This window comes from Pseudomonas sp. SDI (assembly GCF_003105155.1).
Taxonomy (GTDB): Bacteria; Pseudomonadota; Gammaproteobacteria; order Pseudomonadales; family Pseudomonadaceae; genus Aquipseudomonas.
Window position 1 is genome coordinate 1 of the sequence record NZ_QETK01000005.1, and the last position, 24128, is coordinate 24128.

The window sequence follows — 24128 nt, forward strand, 5'->3', positions numbered from 1 at the left end:
GCATCGCCGATGGTAGTGTGGGGTTTCCCCATGTGAGAGTAGGTCATCGTCAAGATTAAATTCCGAAACCCCTATCTGCTAAGCAGGTAGGGGTTTTGTTTTTATGCCAGAAAATCTTCAGTGGCCCTGTCTTTGGTTGTGCTCCCACAATTCGAGCAGGAGCACTAGAATAGAGCCCGACGTTTAACTCAGAACCCCTCTATGCCCGACCCTGTCGAATCTTCCCCGCTGGTGGATCTGCCGTTAGACCAGTTGGTAGCGTGCCACGAGTGCGACCTGCTGATGCGCAAGCCTGAGCTCAAGCGTGATGAAAAGGCTCAGTGCCCGCGCTGTGGCTACGAGCTCTATGCCCATCGACACAATGTGATCGACCGCAGCCTGGCACTGGTGCTGGCGGCGTTGTTGCTCTACGTGCCGGCGAACTTCTTACCGATCATGCAGCTCCACCTGTTGGGCCAGAATGCCAACGATACCGTCTGGAGTGGCGTGCTTGGGCTGTATAACAGTGGCATGGCTGGTATCGCCGTTGTGGTGTTCCTCTGCAGCATGGCCATTCCGCTGCTCAAGTTGCTGTGTCAGTTGGCGGTATTGCTGAGTATTCGCCTGGATATCGGTCGCAGCTATGGCTTGCTGCTGTATCGCATTTACCATCACTTGCGTGACTGGGGCATGCTTGAGGTCTACCTGATGGGGGTACTGGTCGCCATTGTCAAATTGGTCGACCTGGCCGACCTTAGCCTGGGTCTTGGTTTGCTCTGCTTCATCAGTTTATTGCTGGTCCAGGTCTGGCTTGAGGTGGTGATGTCGCCGCATCAGATTTGGCTGGCGTTGTCGGGAGAAGACGTCCATGCGGGCGATTGATGCGGGGATAATGATCTGCGGCGAGTGCCATGAGCTCAATCGCCAGGAGCCGGACGCCAGCGAGCAGACCTGCACGCGCTGTGGCGCCGCCGTGCATCCGCGGCGGCCGAACAGCCTGATGCGCACCTGGGCCTTGTTGCTCACGTCGGCCATCCTGTATATCCCCGCCAATGTGCTGCCGATCATGACGGTCAGTACGCTGGGGCAGGGCAGCCCGGACACGATCATGTCCGGCGTCATCACCCTGATGAAGCACGGGATGCTGCCGATCGCGGCAGTGGTGTTTATCGCCAGTATCCTGGTGCCGACGTTCAAGCTGGTCGGTATTGCCCTGCTGCTGTATTCGGTACAGCGTCATCAGCCGCTGTCCGCGCGTCAGCGAATCCTGATGTACCGTTTCATCGAATTCATTGGACGCTGGTCCATGCTCGATATCTTCGTTATTGCCATCCTGGTGGCCGTGGTGAATTTCGGGCGGATTGCCAGTGTCGAAGCCAATCTGGGCGCCGTCGCTTTCGCCAGTGTGGTGATTCTGACGATGCTCGCTGCAGTAACTTTTGATCCCCGACTGATTTGGGATAACACGGAGTCGGATGACGACCATGAGTGATTTGCCTACGGCTAAAACCCGCCCAGCCTCCAATTGGTCGGCGATCTGGATATTGCCCCTGATTGCCCTGATCATCGGTGGTTGGCTGGGATGGCAGGCTTACCGGGATTCTGGTGTAAACATCGAGGTGCGCTTCAGCAGCGGTGAAGGTATCGTCGCCAACAAGACCGAGGTCTTCTACAAAGGTATGTCGGTCGGCAAGGTCAAAAGCCTCGTGCTCGACGACAAGGGCAGCAATACCGGGGTCATTGCCACCATCGAGATGACCCAGGCTGCCGACTCGCACCTGCGCACCGGCACGCGCTTCTGGCTGGTCAAGCCGAGCGTGTCGCTGGCCGGTATCACCGGGCTTGAGACGCTGGTTTCCGGTAACTACATTGCCGTGAGCCCAGGGGAGGGTGAGCCGACCAAGCGCTTCAAGGCGCTCTCCGAGGCGCCGCCGTTGTCGGATAGCGAGCCTGGTCTGCACCTTACCCTCAAAGCCGACCGTCTAGGTTCGCTGGACCGTGACAGTCCGGTGTTCTACAAGCAGATCCAGGTAGGTCGGGTGAAAAGCTACCGCCTGGCCGAAGACCAGGGCACTGTCGAGATCAAGGTGTTCATCGCGCCGGCTTATGCCTCGCTGGTGCGCAAACACACGCGCTTTTGGAACGCCAGCGGTATCAGCATTGACGCCAACCTATCGGGCGTGAAGGTGCGCAGCGAGTCGCTGGCCAGTATCGTTGCCGGCGGTATCGCCTTCGCCACACCCGAGCACCGCAAGGACAGTCCGCCCACCGACCCGAGCCTGCCGTTCCGGCTGTTCGAGGACTTCGATGCGGCTCAGGCCGGGATCAAGGTCAAGGTCAAGCTCACTGACTTCGAAGGTCTGCAGGCGGGGCGCACGCCGGTGATGTACAAAGGCATTCAGGTCGGCTCGTTGAAGACCCTCAAGGTCGATTCGGACCTGACCAGTGCCATGGCTGAGCTGACCCTCGACCCGCTCGCTGAAGACTATCTGGTTGATGGTACGCAGTTCTGGGTGGTCAAGCCGTCGATTTCCCTGGCCGGTATCACGGGCCTGGAAGCGCTGGTCAAAGGTAACTACATCGCCATTCGCCCCGGCGACAAGGGCGCTTCGCCACAGCGTGAGTTCGAGGCGCGGGCCAAGGCGCCGCCACTGGACCTGAAAGCCCCGGGTCTGCACCTGGTGTTGTTCAGCGACAACCTTGGCTCGCTGGAGGTCGGCAGCCCGATTCTCTATCGCCAGGTGAAAGTCGGCACGGTGCAGAGCTACCAGTTCTCCAGAAAGCAGAACCGTCTGCTGATCGGTGTGCACATCGAGAAGGAGTACGAGAATCTGGTCAACGGTTCGACGCGCTTCTGGAACGCCAGCGGCATCACCCTTACCGGTGGCTTGTCGGGTATCCAGATCAAGAGCGAATCGCTGCAAAGCCTGATGGCCGGTGGCATCGCCTTCGATACGCCGCGGCCTAACGTACCGCTCAAGCGGCATATCCCGCGCTTCCGTCTGCATGAGAACCAGGAGGCGGCCAATCAGATCGGTACGCCGATCACTATCAAGGTGGAGCGTGCCGATGGTCTCAAGGCCGGTACGCCGATTCGCTTCAAGGGCCTGGATATCGGTAAGGTGGAAGCAGTCGATCTGAGCGCCGACCTGCAATCGGTACTGCTCAAGGCGCGGATCACCGAAGTGCCGGAGCGTATTGCGCGCGAAGGGACTCAGTTCTGGGTGGTGAAGCCGGAGCTGGGTATCGTCAAGACGGCCAACCTGGAGACCCTGGTTACCGGGCAATACCTGGAGGTGCTGCCGGCCAGCAAGAACATCGGCCCGCAACGCAGCTTCGTCGCGCTGCCGAAAGCGCCGGATTCTGCCGAGCGTGAAGAAGGCCTGGCATTGACCCTGAGTGCGGCGCGACGTGGCTCGATCAAGCCGGGTGTGCCGGTGACCTACCGTGAAATAGCAGTGGGCAAGGTGACCGGATACGAGCTGGGGCAGACGGCAGATCGGGTACTTATCCACATCCTCATCGAGCCACGCTATGCGGCGCTGGTGCGTGGTGGCAGCCGGTTCTGGAACAGCAGCGGCTTCGGTTTCGACTTCGGTCTGTTCAAGGGGGCTACGGTGCGTACCGAATCGCTTGAGACGCTGATCGAGGGCGGCATTGCCTTTGCCACGCCGGACGGCGAGAAGATGGGCAACCAGGCCCGGCCGCAGCAGACCTTCGCCCTGTTCGACAAGGCCGAGGATGAATGGCTGCAGTGGGCACCGAAGATCCAGATCGGCAAGTAACAGGTTAAACCGTACAGGTCGCCTCTTGTGGAGGCGGCCTGTACGGCGATAGCAGCAGTGAGGGGGATCGCCGGCAGGGCGGGCACCTACAACCTCGATAAATCGCAGGCAATAAAAAACCGACCCTAGGGTCGGTCTTTTAACAAGCGTGTCGCTTAGGCAGCTTCTTTCAGCGCCTTGATGTGGCCATTCAGACGGCCTTTATGGCGAGCAGCCTTGTTCTTGTGGATGATGCCTTTATCGGCCATACGGTCGATAACTGGCACAGCCAGGATGTAAGCAGCTTGCGCTTTTTCGGCGTCTTTTGCGTCGATGGCTTTAACTACATTCTTGATGTAGGTGCGAACCATGGAACGCAGGCTGGCGTTGTGGCTGCGACGCTTCTCAGCCTGTTTTGCACGTTTTTTGGCGGAAGGTGAGTTGGCCACCGTCGAGCTCCTCGAAAGACTTGGTAAATAGCAAACAAAATAGGCCGCGAATCATGCCGATGAGTTCATCGGTTGTCAAGAGTGCTTGAGCGGTTCCGCTGAGTGGTCATTGCTTCGGTCAGGGTGATTCCCTTCTGACGCACGACCTGTAAACTCGGGAGTTTTTGCTCTGCCTGTTTTGCGCGGCGGAGTATCGCATACTTGGACGGGTTTCGGCTCTCCTTCATCCATATGGCATAAAAAACTTTCGATGAACCTCCTAAAATCCCTGGCCGCAGTCAGTTCCATCACCATGGTGTCGCGGGTGCTGGGCTTCGTCCGCGACACCATCCTCGCGCGTATTTTCGGCGCCGGGGTCGCCACCGACGCCTTCTTCATCGCCTTCAAATTGCCCAACCTGCTGCGGCGGATCTTCGCCGAAGGCGCGTTTTCCCAGGCATTTGTGCCAATCCTGGCCGAATACAAAAGCCAGCAGGGCGAGGAAGCCACACGCACGTTCGTTGCCTACGTAGCCGGTCTGCTGACCCTGGTGCTGGCGGTCGTGACGCTGCTCGGGATCCTCGCTGCGCCTTGGGTGGTGTGGGTCACGGCGCCAGGTTTCGTCGACAGCGCGGAAAAATTCCAGCTGACCACCGACCTGCTGCGCGTCACCTTTCCTTATATATTGCTGATCTCGCTGTCGTCGCTGGCTGGGGCCATCCTCAATACCTGGAACCGCTTCTCGGTGCCGGCCTTCGTGCCGACACTGCTCAACGTGGCGATGATCTTCTTCGCCCTGTTCCTTACGCCGTATTTCGATCCACCGGTCATGGCCCTGGGCTGGGCCGTACTGGTCGGTGGCCTGTTGCAGTTGCTGTACCAGCTGCCGCACCTGAAGAAGATCGGCATGCTCGTGCTGCCACGCCTGAACCTGCGCGACAGCGGCGTGTGGCGAGTGCTCAAACAGATGCTGCCGGCGATCCTCGGGGTCTCGGTCAGCCAGATTTCGTTGATCATCAACACCATCTTCGCCTCCTTCCTGGTGGCCGGCTCGGTGTCATGGATGTACTACGCCGACCGCCTGATGGAGCTGCCGTCCGGGGTGCTCGGCGTGGCCTTGGGCACTATCCTGCTGCCAACCCTGGCCAAGACCTACGCCAACAAGGACCGCCACGAGTATTCGCGGATCCTCGACTGGGGGCTGCGGCTGTGCTTCTTGCTGGTATTGCCGTGCATGCTGGCCTTGGCGATCCTGGCTGAGCCATTGACCGTCGCGCTGTTCCAGTACGGCAAGTTCAGCGCCTTCGACGCGGCGATGACCCAGCGCGCGTTGATCGCCTATTCGGTCGGGCTGCTGGGCATCATCATGGTCAAGGTGCTGGCTCCGGGCTTCTATGCCCAGCAGAACATCCGAACCCCGGTAAAGATCGCAATCTTCACCCTGGTGACCACGCAGTTGCTCAACCTGGCCTTCATCGGCCACCTGCAGCACGCCGGGCTGGCCTTGGCGATCAGCGTCGGTGCCTGCCTGAACGCTGGCCTGCTGTACTGGAAGCTGCGTCAACAGCAACTGTTCGAGCCGCAACCAGGCTGGGGCAAGTTCCTTGGCAAGTTGATCGTGGCCGTACTGTTGATGTCGGCTGTGCTGCTGGCAGGCATGCATTACATGCCTGCGTGGGAGCAAGGTCACATGTTGGAACGTTTCCTGCGTCTGGGGCTGTTGATCGGTGCCGGCGTTGTGACCTATTTTGGGGCGCTGTTCCTCTTCGGTTTCCGCCCTCGGGACTTCGCCCGCAAGGCGCTGCACTGACAGCAGTGGCCCGCCAGGCGTCGGTTTTGTGTTTTCGACGGCCTGGCAGCGTGCTGCTGCCTGTCGTCGGCGCCCGGGTGTGGTTATAATCGACCACTTTATGAGCAAGAAGCGCGTTATGCAGCTGGTTCGAGGCCTTCACAACCTTCGCCCCCAGCACCGGGGCTGTGTTGCTACTATCGGCAACTTCGACGGTGTTCACCGTGGACACCAGGCTATCCTGGCGCGTTTGCGTGAGCGAGCGGTCGAGCTGGGCGTGCCCAGCTGCGTGGTGATTTTCGAGCCACAACCGCGCGAATACTTTGCCCCGGAAACGGCTCCGGCACGTCTGGCCCGGCTGCGCGACAAAGTCGCCCTGCTGGCGGCCGAGGGCGTCGATCGGGTCCTGTGCCTGGCTTTCAACCAGCGCCTGAGCAAGCTCAGTGCCGCCGAGTTCGTCGACACCATCCTGGTCGACGGCCTGGGCGTGAAGCACCTGGAAGTCGGTGACGACTTTCGCTTCGGTTGCGACCGGGTTGGCGATTTTGAATTCCTTCAGCAGGCCGGGTTGAGCCAGGGCTTTAGCGTCGAGGCGGCGCAAACCGTCCAGCTCGATGGCCTGCGGGTCAGCAGCACCCAGGTTCGCGATGCCCTGGCCAAGGCCGATTTCGCCCTGGCCGAACGCCTGCTGGGGCGTCCGTTCCGCATCCGCGGTCGTGTGCTGCACGGGCAGAAGCTGGCCCGCCAACTGGGTACGCCGACGGCCAACATACAACTCAAGCGCCATCGCGTGCCGCTCACCGGGGTTTACCTGGTCAGTGTAGAAGTCGATGGCAAAACCTGGCCAGGCGTCGCCAACATTGGCGTGCGGCCGACCGTTTCCGGTGATGGCAGTGCCCACCTGGAAGTGCATCTCCTGGATTTTGCCGGCGATTTATATGGCCGGCGTCTGACGGTGGAGTTCCACCACAAGCTGCGCGATGAGCAGCGATTCGCCTCCCTTGAGGCGCTGAAGTCGGCGATCGATGCGGATATCGCCGCCGCACGTGCCCATTGGCACGCTCAACCGCTAACGAAGAGCCTGAAATGACCGACTATAAAGCCACGCTAAACCTTCCGGACACCGCCTTCCCCATGAAGGCCGGCCTGCCACAGCGCGAACCGCAGATTTTGCAGCGCTGGGACAGCATTGGCCTGTACCAGAAGCTGCGCGAAATTGGCAAGGATCGTCCGAAGTTCGTGCTGCACGACGGCCCGCCCTATGCCAACGGCAAGATCCACATCGGTCACGCGCTCAACAAGATTCTCAAGGACATGATCATTCGCTCCAAGACCCTGTCCGGTTTTGACGCGCCTTACGTCCCGGGCTGGGATTGCCACGGCCTGCCGATCGAGCACAAGGTCGAAGTCACCCACGGCAAGGGCCTGAGCGCGGACAAAACCCGCGAGCTGTGCCGTGCCTATGCCGCCGAGCAGATCGAAGGGCAGAAGACCGAGTTCATCCGTCTGGGCGTACTGGGCGACTGGGACAACCCGTACAAGACCATGAACTTCGCCAACGAGGCCGGCGAAATCCGCGCCCTGGCCGAGATGGTCAAGCACGGTTTCGTGTTCAAGGGCCTGAAGCCGGTCAACTGGTGCTTCAACTGCGGTTCGGCCCTGGCCGAAGCAGAAGTCGAGTATGCCGACAAGGACTCCCAGGCCATCGACGTGGCCTTCCCGATCGTCGACGACAGCAAGCTGGCCAGCGCCTTCGGCCTGGACGCGCTGAGCAAGCCGGCCGCCATCGTGATCTGGACCACCACGCCGTGGACCATTCCGGCTAACCAGGCGCTGAACGTCCACCCTGAGTTCACCTACGCCCTGGTCGACGTCGGCAGCCGTCTGCTGGTCATCGCCGAAGAACTGGTCGAGTCGAGCCTGAAGCGCTTCTCGCTGGAAGGTTCGGTGATCGCCACGGCACCCGGCTCGGCGCTTGAGCTGATCAACTTCCGTCACCCGCTCTACGACCGCCTGTCGCCGGTCTACCTGGCCGAGTATGTCGAGTTGGGCGCCGGTACCGGTGTGGTTCACTCCGCCCCGGCCTATGGTGAAGACGACTTCGTCACCTGCAAGCGCTACGGCATGGTCAACGACGACATCCTCACGCCGGTGCAGAGCAATGGTGTCTACGTCGATTCGCTGGAGTTCTTCGGCGGCCAGTTCATCTGGAAGGCCAACCCGCTGATCGTCGAGAAACTCGCCGAAGTCGGCGCGCTGATGTTCAGCGAAACCATCAACCACAGCTACATGCACTGCTGGCGCCACAAGACCCCGCTGATCTACCGCGCCACTGCGCAGTGGTTCGTCGGCATGGACAAGCAGCCGGACACCGGCGACACCCTGCGTGAGCGTGCCATCAAGGCAGTCGAAGACACCAAGTTCGTGCCGGCCTGGGGCCAGGCGCGCCTGCATTCGATGATCGCCAACCGCCCAGACTGGTGCATCTCGCGTCAACGCAACTGGGGTGTGCCGATTCCGTTCTTCCTCGACAAGCAAACCGGCGAGCTGCACCCGCGCACCGTCGAGCTGATGGAAGCAGTGGCCAAGCGCGTCGAACAGGAAGGCATCGAAGCCTGGTTCAAGATGGACGCTGCCGAACTGCTCGGCGACGAAGCCGGCCAGTACGACAAGATCACCGACACCCTCGACGTCTGGTTCGACTCCGGTACCACCCACTGGCACGTGTTGCGCGGTTCGCACAACATCGGCCACGAGCAGGGCCCGCGTGCCGACCTGTACCTGGAAGGTTCCGACCAGCACCGCGGCTGGTTCCATTCCTCGCTGCTCACCGGCTGCGCCATCGATGGCCACGCGCCGTACCGCGAACTGCTGACCCACGGCTTCACTGTCGACGAGAACGGTCGCAAGATGTCCAAGTCGCTGGGTAACACCATCGAGCCGCAGAAGGTCAACGACACCCTGGGCGCCGACATCATGCGCCTGTGGGTCTCGGCCACTGACTACTCCGGTGAAATGGCGGTTTCCGACCAGATTCTGCAACGCAGCGCCGACGCCTACCGGCGTATCCGCAACACCGCGCGCTTCCTCCTGTCGAACCTCTCCGGCTTCGAACCGGCGCGCGACCTGCTGCCGGCCGAAGACATGCTGGCACTCGACCGCTGGGCCGTCGATCGTACCCTGCTGCTGCAGCGCGAGCTGGAAGAGCACTACGGCGAATACCGTTTCTGGAACGTCTACTCGAAGATCCACAACTTCTGCGTGCAGGAGCTGGGTGGCTTCTACCTGGACATCATCAAGGACCGTCAGTACACCACCGGCACCAACAGTGTTGCCCGGCGTTCCTGCCAGACCGCGCTGTACCACATCAGCGAGGCGCTGGTGCGCTGGATCGCGCCGATCCTGGCGTTCACCGCCGATGAGCTGTGGCAGTACCTGCCGGGCGAGCGCAACGAGTCGGTGATGCTCAATACCTGGTACGAAGGTCTGGCCGAACTGCCGGAAGGCTTCGAGCTGGGGCGTGAGTACTGGGAACGCGTCATGGCGGCCAAAGCTGCGGTCAACAAGGAACTGGAAATTCAGCGTGCGGCCAAGGCCATCGGTGGCAACCTGAGTGCCGAAGTCACCCTGTTCGCCGACGACGCCCTGAGCGCTGACCTGAACAAGCTGGGCGACGAGCTGCGCTTCGTGCTGATCACTTCTGCGGCTGCGGTGGCGCCGTTCGCGGCGGCCCCGGCCGATGCGGTCGAAACCGAAGTGCCTGGCCTGAAGTTGAAAGTGGTCAAGTCCGGCCACGCCAAGTGCGGCCGTTGCTGGCATTTCCGCGCCGACGTCGGCTCGAACCCGGAGCACCCGGAAATCTGTGCCCGATGTGCCGACAACATCAGTGGCAAGGGCGAGGTGCGTCACTATGCCTAACCCTGCAGTGGGGCGCTTCGGGCGCCTTGGCTGGCTGTGGTTGAGCCTGCTGGTCCTGGTCCTCGACCAGGCCAGCAAGTTCTACTTCGAAGGCTCGCTGAGCCTGTACCAGCAGATCGTGGTGATCCCCGATTACTTCAGCTGGACCCTCGCCTACAACTCCGGCGCAGCGTTCAGCTTCCTGGCCGACAGCGGGGGCTGGCAGCGCTGGTTGTTCGCCCTGATCGCCCTGGTGGTCAGTGCCGTGCTGGTGGTCTGGCTCAAGCGCCTGGGGCGCGACGACACCTGGCTGGCGGTTGCGCTGGCGCTGGTGCTGGGCGGCGCGCTGGGCAACCTGTACGACCGTATCGTGCTCGGCCATGTGATCGACTTCATCCTCGTGCACTGGCAGAACCGCTGGTATTTCCCGGCCTTCAACCTGGCCGACAGCGCCATTAGCGTGGGTGCGGTAATGCTTGCGCTGGACATGTTCAAGAGTAAAAAGTCCGGAGAGCCCGTCCATGACTGAATCGCGTATTGGTCAGAACACCGAAGTCACCCTGCACTTCGCGCTGCACCTGGAAAACGGTGACACTGTCGACAGTACCTTCGACAAGGCGCCAGCGGTGTTCAAGGTAGGCGACGGCAACCTGCTGCCGGGCTTCGAAGCGGCCCTGTTCGGCTTCAAGGCCGGTGACAAGCGCACCGTCAGCGTGGCCCCGGAGAACGCCTTCGGTCAGCCGAACCCGCAGAACGTGCAGGTCATGCCACGTTCGCAGTTCCAGGACATGGAGTTGTCCGAGGGCCTGCTGGTGATCTTCAACGATGCCGCCAACGCCGAATTGCCAGGTGTGGTGAAAGCGTTCGACGATGCCCAGGTGACCATCGACTTCAACCATCCGCTGGCCGGCAAGACCTTGAGCTTCGAGGTGGAAATCCTCGCGGTCAAGGCCCTGTGAGCCTGGAGTCTCCCATGCAGATCAAACTCGCCAACCCCCGTGGCTTCTGTGCCGGTGTGGACCGGGCGATCGAAATCGTCAACCGCGCGCTGGAAGTCTTCGGCCCGCCGATCTATGTGCGCCACGAAGTGGTGCACAACAAGTTTGTCGTCGAAGACCTGCGCGCGCGCGGGGCAATCTTCGTCGAGGAGCTGGATCAGGTGCCGGACGATGTCATCGTCATCTTCAGTGCTCACGGTGTTTCCCAGGCCGTGCGTCAGGAAGCGGCGGGGCGCGGCCTGAAGGTGTTCGACGCGACTTGCCCGCTGGTGACCAAAGTGCATATCGAAGTGGCGCGCTACAGCCGCGACGGTAAGGAGTGCATCCTCATCGGGCACGCCGGTCACCCGGAAGTGGAAGGCACCATGGGCCAGTACGATGCCGGCAATGGCGGCGCGATCTACCTGGTCGAAGATGAGGAAGACGTTGCCAACCTCGAGGTGCGTAACCCCGAGCGGTTGGCCTTCGTGACCCAGACCACGCTGTCGATGGATGATACCAGCCGGGTGATCGATGCCCTGCGTTCGCGTTTCCCGAGCATTGGCGGGCCGCGCAAGGACGACATTTGCTACGCCACGCAAAACCGTCAGGATGCGGTCAAGCAACTGGCCGACGAATGCGACGTGGTGCTGGTGGTGGGCAGCCCGAACAGCTCCAACTCCAACCGCCTGCGCGAGCTGGCGGAGCGCATGGCCACCCCGGCCTACCTGATCGACGGCGCCGAAGACCTGCAGCAAAGCTGGTTCGACGGTGTCCAGCGCATCGGTATCACGGCCGGTGCTTCGGCACCGGAAGTGCTGGTGCGTGGCGTTATCCAGCAGCTCCAGGCCTGGGGTGCAACTGGCGCCGAAGAACTGGACGGGCGCGAAGAGAACATCACCTTCTCGATGCCCAAAGAGCTGCGGGTTCGTTCACTGATCTGAGCCGCACAGTGCTTGCGCGCTTGATGCCTGGCGCAGGCTGACGCGTCCGGTGCGCGCCAGCACGACCTGATACACGCTCCGACCGGGGCCCTGGCACACATGCAGGGTCCCGGCCTGGAACGCCCCACCGGCCTGCACGGCAACACCCAAACCGCTGAAGCGCACCTGCCGCGCTACGGGCTGATTGCCGACAATCGGCACCTGCCCGTGCAGGGCAACCTCGTGTAACAGTTCACCGCCGTGCGCTTCCAGCAGCACGCGCCAGCCGCTGCTCCAGTTACCCGCCCGAGCCTCCACGCTGACCACCTGATTGCGCAGCAACGCCTCACTGCGCGCGCTGCGCAGGGTCTGGGCCAGTTGTTCGGCCAGGGCCTGACGCAGTAGGTCCTGGCTCATGGCGTTGTAGGCCGGTAGGCCGAGCTGTGTCAGCAGCATCAGCAGCGCCAAGGCCGCGACCAGTTGAATCAGTGTTACGCCCTGTTGCTTCATCGTGCATCCCTCCCTGGAAGTGCTTCGCTTCAGGTTCAGGGCCCCGCGCATGGCTGTCCAGTCGGCGGGGTTGGAGAGATCCAGAGGAAATTTCGCAGGAGGCGAACATGGCCAGGACGGCAGAGCAGGGCATGACATTGATCGAAGTACTGGTAGCGCTGGTGGTGCTGGCGCTGGGCCTGTTCGGCTCGGCCACGCTGCAATGGCGGGCCTTGCAGGCTACCGAGCAGGCGTTGTACGACAGCCAGGCGATCTACAGGCAGCAAACGGCGCTGGAAAAGGCCCGCGCGTCATGACCGGTCAGCGCGGTTTTGGCCTGGTCGAGGCTTTGCTCGCCCTGGGCCTGGGGCTGATTGTACTGCTGGCAGGTAGTCGGCTGTTCGTGACGGCGGTGAAAACCTGGCAGGCGCAGACGGTGGCTGCGCGCTTGCAGGACGATGCGCGGCTGGCGCTGCTGCGGATCTCGCGGGATATCCGTGCCAGTGGCATGTTCGGTTGCCTGCGCACAGAGGCCACCCAGTTCAGCGACGCGACCAGCACCGCGGCTTTCCGCGAGCCGCTGCGGCTTGAAAGCCGCAGCGATGGCAGCCTGCGCAGCTTGTCCCTGCTGGTCAGCGAGCCGGCAGCGAGCGGGGCGCCGACATGGACCGTCGTCACCGACTGCCTTGGCTTCGCCCGGGTGTATGCCGGTGAACAGGTGCCCGGGCCGGGCGAGTATGCCTTCGCGATACGTCGGCAGACCTACCGGGTCGCGGACCGCCAACTGCTGCTCAGCAGTGGCGGCAGCAGCGCGGTACTGATCGAGGATGTCGATACGCTGGCCGTGCGGGTCGAACCGGCGAGCATTCACCTTGAGTTGACGCTGAGCGATCCGCAACAGCGGGTGCGCCCGCAGACTTATCGCCTGAGCAGTACCTTGCGTAATCGGGTGCCAGGGTGAGTGGCCGGCAACGCGGTATCGTGCTGCTGGCCAGCCTGGTGCTGGTACTGATCCTTGGCGTGCTCGGGCTCTCGGCGATGCACAGCGCGGCCGTCCAGGCGCGAATCGTCGGCAACCAGGCGGCGGCCCTGCAGGCCTTCGAGAACGCCGAGGCGGCCTTGTTGGCGGGCGAGGCGAGCACTGCCGGCGCGCTGCTGGCAGGGCCCGGCTTCCGCGTGGACTACCTGGGCGTGAGCGATCTGGCGCTCGGTTTGCCCGATGGGGTATCCGCTGCACTGTACCGGGTCACCGCTGGCCATGCGCAGGTGGTGCTGGAAAGTTTCTTTGCCCGGCCGCTGGACGCGCCGGGGCTGGCGGCCCGGCGTATCGCCTGGCGGCAAATTCGCTAGGAGGGCAGGCGATGCAGGTTAGACCAAAAGGTATGTCGCTGATTGAACTGTTGATTGTCGTGGCGGTGGTCGGCATGCTGGCGAGCATTGCCTACCCCAGCTACAGCGAACAGGTCCGAAAGGCCGCGCGCACGGAAATTGCCGGGTTGCTGTTCGAAAGCGCGCACCATCTGCAACGCCACTACGCCCGTACCGGCAGCTATGCCGACAGCGCGGCGGTTGCGACGCCATTACCGCCAGGCACCGATCATTACAGCCTCACGGCTGCGCGCCACGCCGAGGGCTTCACCCTCACGGCCGTGCGCCGCGCCAGCAGCCTGATGGCGGATGACCCGTGCGGCGATTTCGAGCTCGACCAGCGTGGCCTGCGCAGCAATCCACAGGCGCTGGCCAGCGACGGGCTGAAGTGCTGGGGCAGTTGAAGATTTTCATTCGGGTACTGGATCTACAGATGACCAAGCAAGTAGTGATTGTCGGCGGTGGGGTGATCGGCCTGCTGACTGCGTTCAACCTGGCGGCCGATGTCGAGCAGGTCGTGCTTTGCGATAAGGGCGAGGTTGGCCAGGAGTCGTCCTGGGCTGGCGGCGGCATTGTCTCGCCGCTGTACCCTTGGCGTTACAGCCCGGCGGTAACGGCGCTGGCGCACTGGTCGCAGGATTTTTATCCACAGCTCGGCGCGCGGCTATTGGCCAGCACCGGGGTCGATCCTGAAGTGCACACCACCGGCCTGTACTGGCTGGACCTGGACGACGAAGCCGAGGCGCTGGCCTGGGCCGTGCGCGAAGGGCGGCCGCTGAGCGCGGTGCCGATCGAGCAGGCGTATGCTGCCGTGCCAGTACTGGGGGCGGGCTTCAGCCGCGCGATCTACATGGCCGGGGTGGCCAACGTGCGCAACCCGCGGCTGGTCAAGTCGCTGAAGGCGGCGTTGCTGGCACTGCCGAATGTCACCTTGCGGGAGCACTGCGCGATCAGCGGTTTCAGCCGCGAAGGCGAGCGAATTACCGGAGTGGAGACCGCCGACGGACGGATCGCTGCCGACCAGGTGGTACTCACGGCGGGGGCCTGGAGCGGCGACCTGCTGCGTCCGCTGGGCCTGACCCTGCCGGTGGTGCCGGTGAAGGGGCAGATGATCCTGTTCAAGTGTGCCGAGGACTTCCTGCCGAGTATGGTCCTGGCCAAAGGCCGTTATGCGATACCGCGGCGCGATGGGCACATTCTGATTGGCAGTACGCTGGAGCATACCGGCTACGACAAGACGCCGACCGCCGATGCGCTGGAGAGCCTCAAGGCTTCGGCAGTGGAGTTGTTGCCGGCGCTGGCTGAAGCCACTCCGGTCGGGCACTGGGCCGGGCTGCGGCCGGGGTCGCCGGAGGGGCTGCCGTACATCGGCGAGGTGCCGGGCTGGCAGGGGCTGTGGCTAAACTGCGGGCATTACCGCAATGGCCTGGTGCTGGCGCCGGCTTCGTGCCAGTTGTTTGCCGATTTGTTGCTGGGGCGTGAGCCGATTATCGATCCGGCGCCTTATGCGCCAGGCGGGCGTTTGCGGTAATGGCTGATCGCCGGCACACCGTCCCTCAAATCTAGCGCTTGTCGCTCGGCCCCTGTTGCAGGTGCGCCGAGCTGCAGTACCACTGATTGCCGCGGTGCAACGCCCGGTCATTTGGCAAGTGCACCCCGCAATGCGCGCAGCGCACCATCTTCAACGGGTCGTCCAGCGTTGCAGACGAGTCAGCGCTATTGCTGGCCTTGAACTTGCGCCACAGCCAGAAAGCAGCGGCAATCAGAGCGATCCAGAACAGTAGACGAACCATGGCATCCAGCTTAGTCAGGGAAATGCCGCCAGTTTAGGCCCTGGACGAAACGCGGCCAATAAAAAAGGGAGGCCTGGGCCTCCCTTTTTATTCAGCGGATGATCGCGATCAGTCGAACACGCCGAAGGTCATGTAGCTGAACCAGGAGCGGTCGTCGTTGTTACCGGCCGCTGGGTGTTGTTCTTCTTCGATCACGTCGCCATTGGCGTCTTTAGGCAGCAGCTCTTCCGGGATCGCGTCTTTGGCGTCCTGGTACTGCTTGATCACGTCCTGGTTGGCGCGGGTTTCGCCCGGCGGCAGGGGCGTGTCGGTTTCGATCAGGCCCAGGGTGGCCTTGGATAGCCACGAACGGTTGTCGGTTTCAGCCTGCTGCGGCACGAACTGACCGTCCACCAGGCTTGGGTGGTTCGGGTAGTTCAGCTTCAGGGTTTCCAGGCTGGTGGCTGCCAGTTCGTCCAGGTGCAGACGCTGGTAGGACTCGGTCATTACCGCCAGGCCGTCGCCGACCGATGGGGTTTCCTGGAAGTTTTCCACCACGTAGCGACCACGGTTGGCGGCAGCGACGTAGGCCTGACGGGTCAGGTAGTAGTCGGCCACGTGGATTTCGTAGGCGGCCAGCAGATTGCGCAGGTAGATCATGCGCTGCTTGGCGTCCGGCGAGTAGCGGCTGTTCGGGAAGCGGCTGGTGAGCTGAGCGAACTCGTTGTACGAATCACGCGCGGCGCCCGGGTCACGCTTGGTCATGTCCAGTGGCAGGAAGCGCGCCAGCAGGCCGCGGTCCTGGTCGAACGAGGTCAGACCCTTCAGATAGTAGGCGTAGTCGACGTTCGGATGCTGCGGGTGCAGACGAATGAAACGCTCGGCAGCCGACTTGGCCGCTTCCGGTTCGGCGTTCTTGTAGTTCGCGTAGATCAGCTCCAGCTGCGCCTGGTCGGCGTAGCGGCCGAACGGATAGCGCGACTCCAGCGCCTTGAGCTTGGCGGTGGCACTGGTGTAGCTGTGGTTGTCCAGGTCGGCCTGCGCCTGCTGGTACAGCTCTGCCTCGCTCAGGTTTTCGTCAACGACTTCCTTCGAAGAACAAGCAGCGGTGAGTCCGAGGATGGCGATCAGCAGCAGGTGTTTCACTTGCATGGCGGCTTGCGTCCCTATGACGGCCGCTGTCTTGGGCGAGGCCGTCCTGTTATGATGAACGCCCCGTGGAACCCTCGGGGCAAAAGACGCCGTATTTAACCACAAGCGTGCAGCCGAAACCAAAGGCTGTGCCTCCGCCTGATTCGAGCATGTCCGAGAATATTCAACTTAGCGCAGAGGTTCCGTCCGAATTGGGCGGGCAACGCCTCGATCAAGTCGCCGCCCAACTGTTTGCCGAGCATTCGCGCTCGCGCCTGTCCGCCTGGATCAAAGAGGGCCGTCTGACCGTTGATGGCGCTGTGTTGCGTCCTCGCGATATCGTGCATGGTGGCTCGCTGCTGGCGCTCGACGCCGAGCAGGAAGCCCAAGGCGAGTGGGTGGCCCAGGACATCGAACTGGATATCGTCTACGAAGACGACCAGATCCTTGTCATCAACAAGCCTGCGGGCCTGGTGGTGCACCCGGCTGCCGGGCACGCCGACGGCACCCTGCTCAATGCCCTGCTGCATCACGTGCCGGACATCATCAACGTGCCGCGCGCTGGTATCGTGCACCGTCTGGACAAGGACACCACCGGTCTGATGGTGGTGGCCAAGACCATTCAGGCGCAGACCCAGCTGGTTGCCCAGCTGCAAAGCCGCAGCGTCAGCCGTATCTATGAGTGCATCGTGATCGGTGTAGTCACCGCCGGCGGCAAGATCAACGCGCCGATCGGTCGTCACGGCGGCCAGCGTCAGCGCATGGCGGTTACCGAAGGCGGCAAGCCCGCGGTCAGCCACTATCGGGTGCTTGAGCGATTCCGCTCGCACACCCACGTGCGGGTCAAGCTGGAAACCGGTCGTACCCACCAGATCCGCGTGCACATGGCTCATGTCAACTTCCCGTTGGTCGGCGATCCGGTCTACGGCGGGCGTTTCCGCATCCCGCCGGCAGCCAACCCAACCATGGTCGACGCCCTCAAGACCTTCCCGCGCCAAGCCCTGCACGCGCGCTTCCTGGAGTTGGATCACCCGACCACCGGCGAGCGCATGGGCTGGGAATCGGCGCTGCCGGACGACTTCGTCTGGCTGCTGTCGCTGCTCAAGCAAGACCGCGAGGCGTTCGTCGGATGAGCACTCTGACGCCCGACCTGCTGATCCCCGACTGGCCTGCGCCAGCCGCGGTGCGGGCGTGCGTCACCACGCGTAATGGCGGCGTCAGCCTGGCGCCGTTCGAATCGTTGAACCTCGGCGATCACGTCGGCGACGACCCGGCCGCCGTGGCCGAGAACCGTCGCCGATTGACCGCCGAGTTTGCCATCCAGCCTGCCTGGCTCAAGCAGGTGCATGGGCGGGAGGTCGCCGACGCCGACCCGGCGCTGATTGCCGAGGCCGACGCCAGCTGGACGTCCCGCCCAGGCATCGCCTGCACGGTGATGACCGCCGATTGCCTGCCTGCGCTGTTCTGCGACCGCGCCGGTACGCGGGTCGCCGCAGCCCATGCCGGTTGGCGCGGGTTGGCCGGCGGGGTGCTGGAAGCCACCCTCGACCGCCTCGATGTCGCCGCGCAGGACGTTCTGGTCTGGCTTGGCCCGGCCATCGGCCCGCAGGCTTTCGAAGTGGGCGCGGAAGTCCGTGAAGCGTTCATGACCGTTCATCCGGAAACTGCCACGGCCTTTGTCGCTGCTGCCCAACCCGGCAAGTACCTGGCCGACATCTATCGCCTGGCGCGCATCCGTCTGGCCGCACGCGGCGTGACCGCGGTGTATGGTGGCGGCCAGTGCACGGTCAGCGACCCGCGCTTCTATTCCTACCGACGTAACCCGAACACCGGGCGTTTCGCCTCGTTGGTCTGGCTTGAGTCTCGCTGACCTGGATCAAGCCCGCTACGCTTGAAACCTCCAGAATCACCCTCATCTATGTGGGTATCTCTGGCAGGCTTCTCTTCATCAGGTGTGTCCATCGCTCCGGCCTGCCCATAAAGGAAGGTAACTTATGCGAATAGACCGTTTGACCAGCAAGTTACAGCTGGCGTTATCCGACTCCCAATCCCTGGCCGTTGGCATGGATCATCCCGCCATCGAGCCCGCGCACCTGTTGCAGGCCCTGATCGATCAGCAGGGTGGTTCGATCCGTCCGCTGCTGATGCAGGTCGGTTTCGACGTCAATAGCCTGCGCAAGGCGCTGAGCAAAGAGCTCGACCAACTGCCAAAAATCCAGAACCCGACCGGCGACGTGAACATGTCGCAGGACCTGGCACGTCTGCTCAACCAGGCTGACCGTCTGGCCCAGCAGAAGGGCGACCAGTTCATCTCCAGCGAACTGGTGCTGCTCGCTGCCATGGACGAGAACAGCAAGCTTGGCAAGGTGTTGCTCGCTCAGGGCGTTACCAAGAAGGCCCTGGAAAACGCCATCAGCAACCTGCGTGGCGGCGAAGCGGTGAACGACCCGAACGCCGAGGAGTCGCGCCAGGCCCTGGACAAATACACCGTCGACCTGACCAAGCGTGCCGAAGAAGGCAAGCTCGACCCGGTGATCGGGCGTGACGACGAGATCCGCCGCACCATACAGGTGCTGCAACGCCGTACCAAGAACAACCCGGTACTGATCGGTGAGCCTGGTGTCGGTAAAACCGCCATCGCCGAGGGCCTGGCCCAGCGCATCATCAACGGCGAAGTGCCGGATGGCCTCAAAGGCAAGCGTCTGCTCTCGTTGGACATGGGCGCGCTGATTGCCGGTGCCAAGTTCCGGGGTGAGTTCGAAGAGCGGCTCAAAGGCCTGCTCAATGAGCTGTCCAAGCAGGAAGGGCAGATCATCCTGTTCATCGACGAGCTGCACACCATGGTCGGCGCCGGTAAGGGCGAAGGCTCGATGGATGCCGGCAACATGCTCAAGCCGGCGCTGGCGCGCGGCGAACTGCACTGTGTCGGCGCCACCACGCTGAACGAGTATCGCCAGTACATCGAGAAGGACGCCGCGCTGGAGCGGCGTTTCCAGAAGGTGCTGGTGGAAGAGCCGAGCGAGGAAGATACCATCGCGATCCTGCGTGGCCTGAAAGAGCGCTATGAAGTGCACCACAAGGTGGCGATCACCGACGGTGCAATCATTGCCGCCGCCAAGCTCAGCCATCGCTACATCACCGATCGGCAGTTGCCGGACAAGGCCATCGACCTGATCGACGAAGCGGCCAGCCGCATTCGTATGGAAATCGACTCCAAGCCCGAAGTGCTCGACCGTCTGGAGCGCCGCCTGATTCAACTCAAGGTTGAGTCCCAGGCGCTGAAGAAAGAGGAAGACGAGGCTGCACTCAAGCGCCTTGAGAAACTCACCGAGGAAATTGCCCGGCTGGAGCGTGAGTACGCCGATCTGGAAGAGGTCTGGACTTCGGAAAAAGCCGAAGTGCAGGGCTCGGCGCAGATCCAGCAGAAAATCGAGCAGTCGCGTCAGGAACTGGAAAGCGCTCGCCGGCGTGGCGACCTGAGCCGCATGGCCGAACTGCAGTACGGGGTGATCCCGGACCTGGAGCGCAGCCTGCAGATGGTCGACCAGCATGGCAAGGCCGAGAACCAGTTGCTGCGCAACAAGGTGACGGAAGAAGAAATCGCCGAAGTGGTATCGAAATGGACCGGCATCCCGGTGGCAAAAATGCTCGAAGGCGAGCGTGACAAGCTGCTGAAGATGGAAAGCCTGCTGCATGAGCGGGTAATCGGCCAGGAAGAAGCCGTAACAGCCGTGGCCAACGCCGTGCGTCGTTCCCGCGCGGGCTTGTCCGACCCCAACCGGCCGAGCGGCTCGTTCCTCTTCCTCGGCCCGACCGGGGTGGGTAAGACCGAGCTGTGCAAGGCGCTGGCCGAGTTCCTCTTCGACACCGAAGAGGCGATGGTGCGGATCGACATGTCCGAGTTCATGGAGAAACATTCCGTGGCGCGTCTGATCGGTGCGCCACCGGGCTACGTTGGTTATGAAGAGGGCGGTTACCTGACCGAAGCGGTGCGGCGCAAACCGTACGCGGTGGTGCTGCTCGACGAGGTGGAGAAAGCCCATCCGGATGTGTTCAACGTATTGTTGCAGGTGCTCGAAGACGGCCGGCTGACCGACAGCCATGGGCGTACCGTGGACTTCCGTAATACGGTGATCGTGATGACCTCTAACCTGGGCTCGGCGCAGATCCAGGAACTGGTCGGCGATCGCGAAGCACAACGGGCGGCGGTGATGGATGCGGTGGGTGCGCACTTCCGGCCGGAGTTCGTCAACCGGATCGACGAAGTGGTGGTGTTCGAACCGCTGGGCCGCGAGCAGATTGCCGGTATCACCGAGATCCAGTTGGGCCGGCTGCGTAGCCGCCTGGCCGAACGCGACCTGAGCCTGGAACTGGGCCCGGAGGCGTTGGACAAGCTGGTCGCCGTCGGTTACGACCCGGTGTATGGCGCACGGCCGCTGAAACGGGCGATTCAACGCTGGATCGAGAACCCGCTGGCGCAACTGATTCTGTCCGGTCAGTTCCTGCCAGGCAGCCAGATCACCGCGAAGGTGGACGGCGAAGAAATCGTCTTCTCCTGATTTTTCAGGGTGTAACGTTAAGGCCTCGAATTTCGAGGCCTTTTTTCTTTGCATTTTTCTTCGAGTGCTTGTAAAGTGCGCCCCGCTGTATGTCACCTCGCAGATCACCGGCAGTTTTGGGAATCTGAAAAAAAGTTGCAAATCAATCAGTTGAATGCAAATTTGGGGGTTGACAAGGGTTTTGAAGGTTGTAGAATAGCGCGCCTCAGAGACATGAACGCAGCGATGCACAAGGTCGAAGAGTTCAAGGCGGTAGCGATACAGTTTTTGAAATTGCAGCATCTGAAATTGATAGTTCCGTGATAGCTCAGTCGGTAGAGCAAATGACTGTTAATCATTGGGTCCCAGGTTCGAGTCCTGGTCACGGAGCCAAATTTCAAACCGGGGTATAGCGCAGTCCGGTAGCGCGCCTGCTTTGGGAGCAGGATGTCAGGAGTTCGAATCCCCTTACCCCGACCATTTTTGGGTCGTTAGCTCAGTTGGTAGAGCAGTTGGCTTTTAACCAATTGGTCGTAGGTTCGAATCCTACACGACCCACCATTTTCGAGTCTGGTTCGCTGGGCTTGGATCTTAAACGATCAGTTTGCCATTAGCAGCTGGTCACTAAAAAAGGCGCCTAACGGTGCCTTTTTTACACCGGGGTATAGCGCAGTCCGGTAGCGCGCCTGCTTTGGGAGCAGGATGTCAGGAGTTCGAATCCCCTTACCCCGACCATATTCAGAATCAGGGCGCCTCTCGGGGCGCCCTTTTTCGTTTCCGCTGTTCGCTTTTCCCTCCTTTATATTGCTTTTCGGCCATAACGCACTAGCGTTAGCGCGGCAGGGATAGCACTTGGCTACTTTTTCGCAGCCCGCCATGCGCGGGCGGCCTCCCTGCGTCCATTTCGAACGAGACGGTCATGGGGGGCGGTCTCGTTCGTGCAATTCGACTTCAAGGATATGAAGCAGGAGCAGTGCATGAACGTTATCCACAACGGTAAGCGGCCGCATCATTGGTCGACCGGGCTCAGCGCCCTGGCCTTGCTCTGCGCCGCCGCTGGCGCGCAGGCCGACGGCGCAGCGCGGGCCTTCGTCAACCCGCCGGCCCTGGGCCAGGCCGAACCGACCCGCGAGACGGCCAAGGGCGGCACCCTGCTGATGCAGGCCGCACCCGATAGCACGCCACAACCCAATGTGCACGCCGGTCACGAGCGTTTGCTCGACCTGGTGATCAAATACACCGACAGCACCATTTACGACCCGGCCACCGGCAAGGATGTACCCGTGCGCCTGCGTAGCTACACCGGCACCGGTGTCGACGAAAAGCGCCCCTACGTGGCCCCGACCATCGACGTAACCCCCGGCGACACCGTGCGGATCAACCTCGACAACCAGCTTGATGCCGACCCGAGCTGCAGCGGCGACAACCACAGCCCGGACAAGCCACACTGCTTCAACGGCACCAACCTGCACTCCCACGGCCTGTGGGTCAGCCCTGCGGGTAACAGCGACAACGTGCTGCTGTCGATCAACCCGAAAGTTAAGTTCCAGTACGAATACAACATTCCTGCCGATCACCCGGCCGGGACCTTCTGGTACCACCCGCACCGGCACGGCTCCACGGCCTTGCAGGTCGGCAGCGGGATGGCCGGTGCGCTGATCATCCGGGGCCAGCGCCCACCCACCACGCACAGTACCGGCGACATCGACACCCTGCTCAAGCCGACGCCGGAGCAGCCGTTCGCCGAGCGCCTGCTGGTGCTGCAACAGATTCCCTATGCGTGTGGCGACAAGAACGGCAAGTTGCCCAAGGGCGACATCAAGTGGAATTGCAGCGGCGACGAGATCGGCGTGGTCGAGTCCTACGATCAGTTCGGTCCGGGCGACTGGGCCGATTCCGGACGCTTCACCAGCGTCAACGGCGAGGTCCAGCCGGTGTTCGCCGCCACGGTCGGTCAATACGAACGCTGGCGCCTGGTGCATGCCGGGGTGCGGGAAACCGTCACTCTGCAGTTCCTCAAGATGGACGAAAGCGCCAGTACCAGCGCTGCGCTCGCCAACGGCGTGGCTGCGGGCAAAGCCGATGCGTTCATTGCCAGCAACTGCAAGGGCACGCGGGTCAACGTCAACGTCATCGCCGCCGACGGCCTGACCCTGGGCGCTGCGCAGAACCTGCCGCAGGTCACCCTGCAGCCGGGCTATCGCTTCGACCTGCTGGTGGCCTTCCCGGAGAAGGGGCAGTACTGCGTGGTCGATGGCGGCGAAACGGCGGCGGGTAACGTCAGTCAGGTAAAAAGCGACCGTCAGTTGCTCGGCTTCGTCGAGGTCAAGGACAACCCTGGCAAGACCTCTAGCGATAGCCTGCAGAACGTCCTGGTGGCGGCCGCCAACCGTGCCGGGTACGCCGAGGCGGTGAAGAGCAGTGTGGTCAACGACCTGAACAGTGGCCTCAAGCTGAGCAACTTCATTCCGCACAAGGACATTGGCAACGACGAGCTGATCGCCGAGGAGCAGCAACTGGTGTTCCTTATCGACACCCGCACCAAGGACACCAAGTTCGCCGTCGGCACCACGCCGCAGAACGCCGTGCCCTACGTGCCGGGCGACATTCCGCGGCAGTTGACCCTGGGCGACTCACAGCGCTGGGTACTCAGCTCGGCGTATGCCAGCCATCCGTTCCACATCCACGTCAACCCGTTCCAGATCGAGAAGATCCTCAACGACAAGAACCAGGACCTGAGCCTGCCCAACGCCGTGGATGATGACGGTGACACGCAGTTCGCCGGCCTCAGCGGCGTCTGGAAAGACACCCTGTTCGTCAAGGGGCCGGCCGGTAAAGGCATCGACCCGATGACCAACAAGAAAGGCGTGTACACCGTGTATGTGAAAACCCGCTACCAGCGCTACATCGGCGAGTACGTGCTGCATTGCCACATTCTCGATCACGAGGACCAGGGCATGATGCAGAACGTGAAGATCTCGCTGCCTGAGGGCCCTGGCGGCAGTGCTTCAGCGGCTCACGGCAGCCCGATGAAGCACTGACTGCCCGCCGTGTGGGAGTAGCCCCCGCCCCG

The 24128-nt window shown here is 62.3% G+C and carries 22 protein-coding genes and 4 tRNA genes; 22 read left to right on the top strand and 4 right to left on the bottom strand.

What is annotated here, in order from left to right; translation table 11 throughout:
- The first annotated feature begins 201 nt into the window (after positions 1-201).
- The 3 genes from DCO48_RS04240 to DCO48_RS04250 are packed head-to-tail and all read left to right on the top strand — an operon-like array spanning position 202 to position 3764.
- Entirely contained in the window at positions 202-861 is a 660-nt protein-coding gene (locus tag DCO48_RS04240; RefSeq protein ID WP_116549370.1) for a paraquat-inducible protein A, read from the top strand.
- The gene (locus tag DCO48_RS04245) at positions 848-1471 is read left to right on the top strand and encodes a paraquat-inducible protein A (protein ID WP_116549371.1); all 624 of its coding nucleotides are present in this window, start codon (positions 848-850) and stop codon (positions 1469-1471) included. The genes DCO48_RS04240 and DCO48_RS04245 overlap by 14 nt, the downstream gene beginning before the upstream one ends.
- Positions 1464-3764, top strand: coding sequence for a PqiB family protein (locus tag DCO48_RS04250; protein ID WP_116549372.1), 2301 nt, complete (start codon positions 1464-1466; stop codon positions 3762-3764). The genes DCO48_RS04245 and DCO48_RS04250 overlap by 8 nt, the downstream gene beginning before the upstream one ends.
- 155 nt (positions 3765-3919) lie before the next feature.
- Here the strand turns inward: DCO48_RS04250 and rpsT are convergent, their stop codons facing one another.
- Positions 3920-4192 carry a 30S ribosomal protein S20 gene (gene rpsT, locus DCO48_RS04255; RefSeq protein WP_116549373.1) on the bottom strand — a complete coding sequence of 91 codons (273 nt, stop codon included), beginning with the start codon at positions 4190-4192 and terminating at the stop codon, positions 3920-3922.
- A 250-nt stretch (positions 4193-4442) separates the two neighbouring features.
- Here rpsT and murJ point away from each other — a divergent pair, with 250 nt between their 5' ends.
- The 6 genes from murJ to ispH all read left to right on the top strand — a co-directional run bounded on the left by murJ (position 4443) and on the right by ispH (position 11778).
- On the top strand, positions 4443-5981 hold the full coding sequence (gene murJ, locus DCO48_RS04265) for a murein biosynthesis integral membrane protein MurJ (protein ID WP_116549374.1): 1539 nt from the start codon (positions 4443-4445) through the stop codon (positions 5979-5981).
- Between the two features lie 118 nt (positions 5982-6099).
- A complete protein-coding gene (ribF, locus tag DCO48_RS04270; RefSeq protein WP_116549375.1) occupies positions 6100-7050 on the top strand; it encodes a bifunctional riboflavin kinase/FAD synthetase in 951 nt (316 codons plus the stop codon).
- A complete protein-coding gene (gene ileS, locus DCO48_RS04275; protein ID WP_116549376.1) occupies positions 7047-9878 on the top strand; it encodes an isoleucine--tRNA ligase in 2832 nt (943 codons plus the stop codon). The genes ribF and ileS overlap by 4 nt, the downstream gene beginning before the upstream one ends.
- Positions 9871-10386, top strand: a complete 516-nt coding sequence (lspA, locus tag DCO48_RS04280; RefSeq protein ID WP_116549377.1) for a signal peptidase II — start codon at positions 9871-9873, stop codon at positions 10384-10386. The genes ileS and lspA overlap by 8 nt, the downstream gene beginning before the upstream one ends.
- The gene (fkpB, locus tag DCO48_RS04285; protein ID WP_116549378.1) at positions 10379-10816 is read left to right on the top strand and encodes an FKBP-type peptidyl-prolyl cis-trans isomerase; all 438 of its coding nucleotides are present in this window, start codon (positions 10379-10381) and stop codon (positions 10814-10816) included. Before lspA ends, fkpB begins: the two co-directional genes overlap by 8 nt.
- 14 nt (positions 10817-10830) lie before the next feature.
- On the top strand, positions 10831-11778 hold the full coding sequence (ispH, locus tag DCO48_RS04290; protein ID WP_116549379.1) for a 4-hydroxy-3-methylbut-2-enyl diphosphate reductase: 948 nt from the start codon (positions 10831-10833) through the stop codon (positions 11776-11778).
- On the opposite strand, the gene DCO48_RS04295 is transcribed toward ispH, so the two are convergent.
- Positions 11767-12267, bottom strand: a complete 501-nt coding sequence (locus tag DCO48_RS04295; protein WP_116549380.1) for a GspH/FimT family protein — start codon at positions 12265-12267, stop codon at positions 11767-11769. The two genes, ispH and DCO48_RS04295, sit on opposite strands and share 12 nt — an antisense overlap.
- 107 nt (positions 12268-12374) lie before the next feature.
- Here DCO48_RS04295 and DCO48_RS04300 point away from each other — a divergent pair, with 107 nt between their 5' ends.
- Genes DCO48_RS04300 through thiO form a run of 5 tightly spaced genes read left to right on the top strand, consistent with a single transcriptional unit; the run spans position 12375 to position 15145 of the window.
- Positions 12375-12563, top strand: a complete 189-nt coding sequence (locus DCO48_RS04300) for a prepilin-type N-terminal cleavage/methylation domain-containing protein (protein WP_116549381.1) — start codon at positions 12375-12377, stop codon at positions 12561-12563.
- A complete protein-coding gene (locus DCO48_RS04305; RefSeq protein ID WP_116549382.1) occupies positions 12560-13207 on the top strand; it encodes a PilW family protein in 648 nt (215 codons plus the stop codon). Before DCO48_RS04300 ends, DCO48_RS04305 begins: the two co-directional genes overlap by 4 nt.
- Complete coding sequence (locus tag DCO48_RS04310; RefSeq protein ID WP_116549383.1) at positions 13204-13596, top strand: PilX N-terminal domain-containing pilus assembly protein; 393 nt, start codon at positions 13204-13206, stop codon at positions 13594-13596. Before DCO48_RS04305 ends, DCO48_RS04310 begins: the two co-directional genes overlap by 4 nt.
- A 32-nt stretch (positions 13597-13628) precedes the next feature.
- Positions 13629-14018, top strand: a complete 390-nt coding sequence (locus tag DCO48_RS04315) for a type IV pilin protein (RefSeq protein ID WP_256583968.1) — start codon at positions 13629-13631, stop codon at positions 14016-14018.
- A 29-nt stretch (positions 14019-14047) separates the two neighbouring features.
- Positions 14048-15145, top strand: a complete 1098-nt coding sequence (gene thiO / locus DCO48_RS04320; protein WP_116549385.1) for a glycine oxidase ThiO — start codon at positions 14048-14050, stop codon at positions 15143-15145.
- Positions 15146-15176: 31 nt separating this feature from the next.
- Here thiO and DCO48_RS04325 read toward each other — a convergent pair whose 3' ends face one another.
- Together DCO48_RS04325 and DCO48_RS04330 are read right to left on the bottom strand one after the other, a co-directional pair.
- Positions 15177-15407: a PP0621 family protein gene (locus DCO48_RS04325; protein WP_116549386.1), complete on the bottom strand. Its 231-nt coding sequence runs from the start codon at positions 15405-15407 to the stop codon at positions 15177-15179.
- Between the two features lie 108 nt (positions 15408-15515).
- On the bottom strand, positions 15516-16538 hold the full coding sequence (locus DCO48_RS04330) for an outer membrane protein assembly factor BamD (RefSeq protein WP_116549387.1): 1023 nt from the start codon (positions 16536-16538) through the stop codon (positions 15516-15518).
- Positions 16539-16687: 149 nt separating this feature from the next.
- Here DCO48_RS04330 and rluD point away from each other — a divergent pair, with 149 nt between their 5' ends.
- The 8 genes from rluD (at position 16688) to DCO48_RS04370 (ending at position 24096) form a co-directional block, all read left to right on the top strand.
- Positions 16688-17650, top strand: coding sequence for a 23S rRNA pseudouridine(1911/1915/1917) synthase RluD (gene rluD, locus DCO48_RS04335; protein WP_116549388.1), 963 nt, complete (start codon positions 16688-16690; stop codon positions 17648-17650).
- The gene (gene pgeF, locus DCO48_RS04340; RefSeq protein ID WP_116549389.1) at positions 17647-18387 is read left to right on the top strand and encodes a peptidoglycan editing factor PgeF; all 741 of its coding nucleotides are present in this window, start codon (positions 17647-17649) and stop codon (positions 18385-18387) included. The genes rluD and pgeF overlap by 4 nt, the downstream gene beginning before the upstream one ends.
- Positions 18388-18511: 124 nt before the next feature.
- Positions 18512-21076, top strand: a complete 2565-nt coding sequence (gene clpB, locus DCO48_RS04345; RefSeq protein ID WP_116549390.1) for an ATP-dependent chaperone ClpB — start codon at positions 18512-18514, stop codon at positions 21074-21076.
- A 296-nt stretch (positions 21077-21372) separates the two neighbouring features.
- Positions 21373-21448 (top strand) — tRNA-Asn (locus DCO48_RS04350).
- Between the two features lie 10 nt (positions 21449-21458).
- Positions 21459-21535, top strand: a tRNA-Pro gene (locus tag DCO48_RS04355).
- A 5-nt stretch (positions 21536-21540) separates the two neighbouring features.
- Positions 21541-21616, top strand: a tRNA-Lys gene (locus DCO48_RS04360).
- Between the two features lie 97 nt (positions 21617-21713).
- Positions 21714-21790: transfer RNA gene (locus DCO48_RS04365), tRNA-Pro, on the top strand.
- Positions 21791-22032: 242 nt separating this feature from the next.
- Positions 22033-24096, top strand: coding sequence for a multicopper oxidase family protein (locus DCO48_RS04370; protein ID WP_116549391.1), 2064 nt, complete (start codon positions 22033-22035; stop codon positions 24094-24096).
- Positions 24097-24128: the final 32 nt, after the last annotated feature.

Excerpts from the sequence above, each read along its gene's own strand:
- DCO48_RS04240 (WP_116549370.1), top strand. The coding sequence starts at position 202 with ATGCCCGACCCTGTCGAATCTTCCCCGCTGGTGGATCTGCCGTTAGAC.
- DCO48_RS04245 (WP_116549371.1), top strand. The coding sequence starts at position 848 with ATGCGGGCGATTGATGCGGGGATAATGATCTGCGGCGAGTGCCATGAG.
- DCO48_RS04250 (WP_116549372.1), top strand. The coding sequence starts at position 1,464 with ATGAGTGATTTGCCTACGGCTAAAACCCGCCCAGCCTCCAATTGGTCG.
- murJ (WP_116549374.1), top strand. The coding sequence starts at position 4,443 with ATGAACCTCCTAAAATCCCTGGCCGCAGTCAGTTCCATCACCATGGTG.
- ribF (WP_116549375.1), top strand. The coding sequence starts at position 6,100 with ATGCAGCTGGTTCGAGGCCTTCACAACCTTCGCCCCCAGCACCGGGGC.
- ileS (WP_116549376.1), top strand. The coding sequence starts at position 7,047 with ATGACCGACTATAAAGCCACGCTAAACCTTCCGGACACCGCCTTCCCC.
- lspA (WP_116549377.1), top strand. The coding sequence starts at position 9,871 with ATGCCTAACCCTGCAGTGGGGCGCTTCGGGCGCCTTGGCTGGCTGTGG.
- fkpB (WP_116549378.1), top strand. The coding sequence starts at position 10,379 with ATGACTGAATCGCGTATTGGTCAGAACACCGAAGTCACCCTGCACTTC.
- ispH (WP_116549379.1), top strand. The coding sequence starts at position 10,831 with ATGCAGATCAAACTCGCCAACCCCCGTGGCTTCTGTGCCGGTGTGGAC.
- DCO48_RS04295 (WP_116549380.1), bottom strand. The coding sequence starts at position 12,267 with ATGAAGCAACAGGGCGTAACACTGATTCAACTGGTCGCGGCCTTGGCG.
- DCO48_RS04300 (WP_116549381.1), top strand. The coding sequence starts at position 12,375 with ATGGCCAGGACGGCAGAGCAGGGCATGACATTGATCGAAGTACTGGTA.
- DCO48_RS04305 (WP_116549382.1), top strand. The coding sequence starts at position 12,560 with ATGACCGGTCAGCGCGGTTTTGGCCTGGTCGAGGCTTTGCTCGCCCTG.
- DCO48_RS04315 (WP_256583968.1), top strand. The coding sequence starts at position 13,629 with ATGTCGCTGATTGAACTGTTGATTGTCGTGGCGGTGGTCGGCATGCTG.
- thiO (WP_116549385.1), top strand. The coding sequence starts at position 14,048 with ATGACCAAGCAAGTAGTGATTGTCGGCGGTGGGGTGATCGGCCTGCTG.
- DCO48_RS04325 (WP_116549386.1), bottom strand. The coding sequence starts at position 15,407 with ATGGTTCGTCTACTGTTCTGGATCGCTCTGATTGCCGCTGCTTTCTGG.
- DCO48_RS04330 (WP_116549387.1), bottom strand. The coding sequence starts at position 16,538 with ATGCAAGTGAAACACCTGCTGCTGATCGCCATCCTCGGACTCACCGCT.
- rluD (WP_116549388.1), top strand. The coding sequence starts at position 16,688 with ATGTCCGAGAATATTCAACTTAGCGCAGAGGTTCCGTCCGAATTGGGC.
- pgeF (WP_116549389.1), top strand. The coding sequence starts at position 17,647 with ATGAGCACTCTGACGCCCGACCTGCTGATCCCCGACTGGCCTGCGCCA.
- clpB (WP_116549390.1), top strand. The coding sequence starts at position 18,512 with ATGCGAATAGACCGTTTGACCAGCAAGTTACAGCTGGCGTTATCCGAC.
- DCO48_RS04370 (WP_116549391.1), top strand. The coding sequence starts at position 22,033 with ATGAACGTTATCCACAACGGTAAGCGGCCGCATCATTGGTCGACCGGG.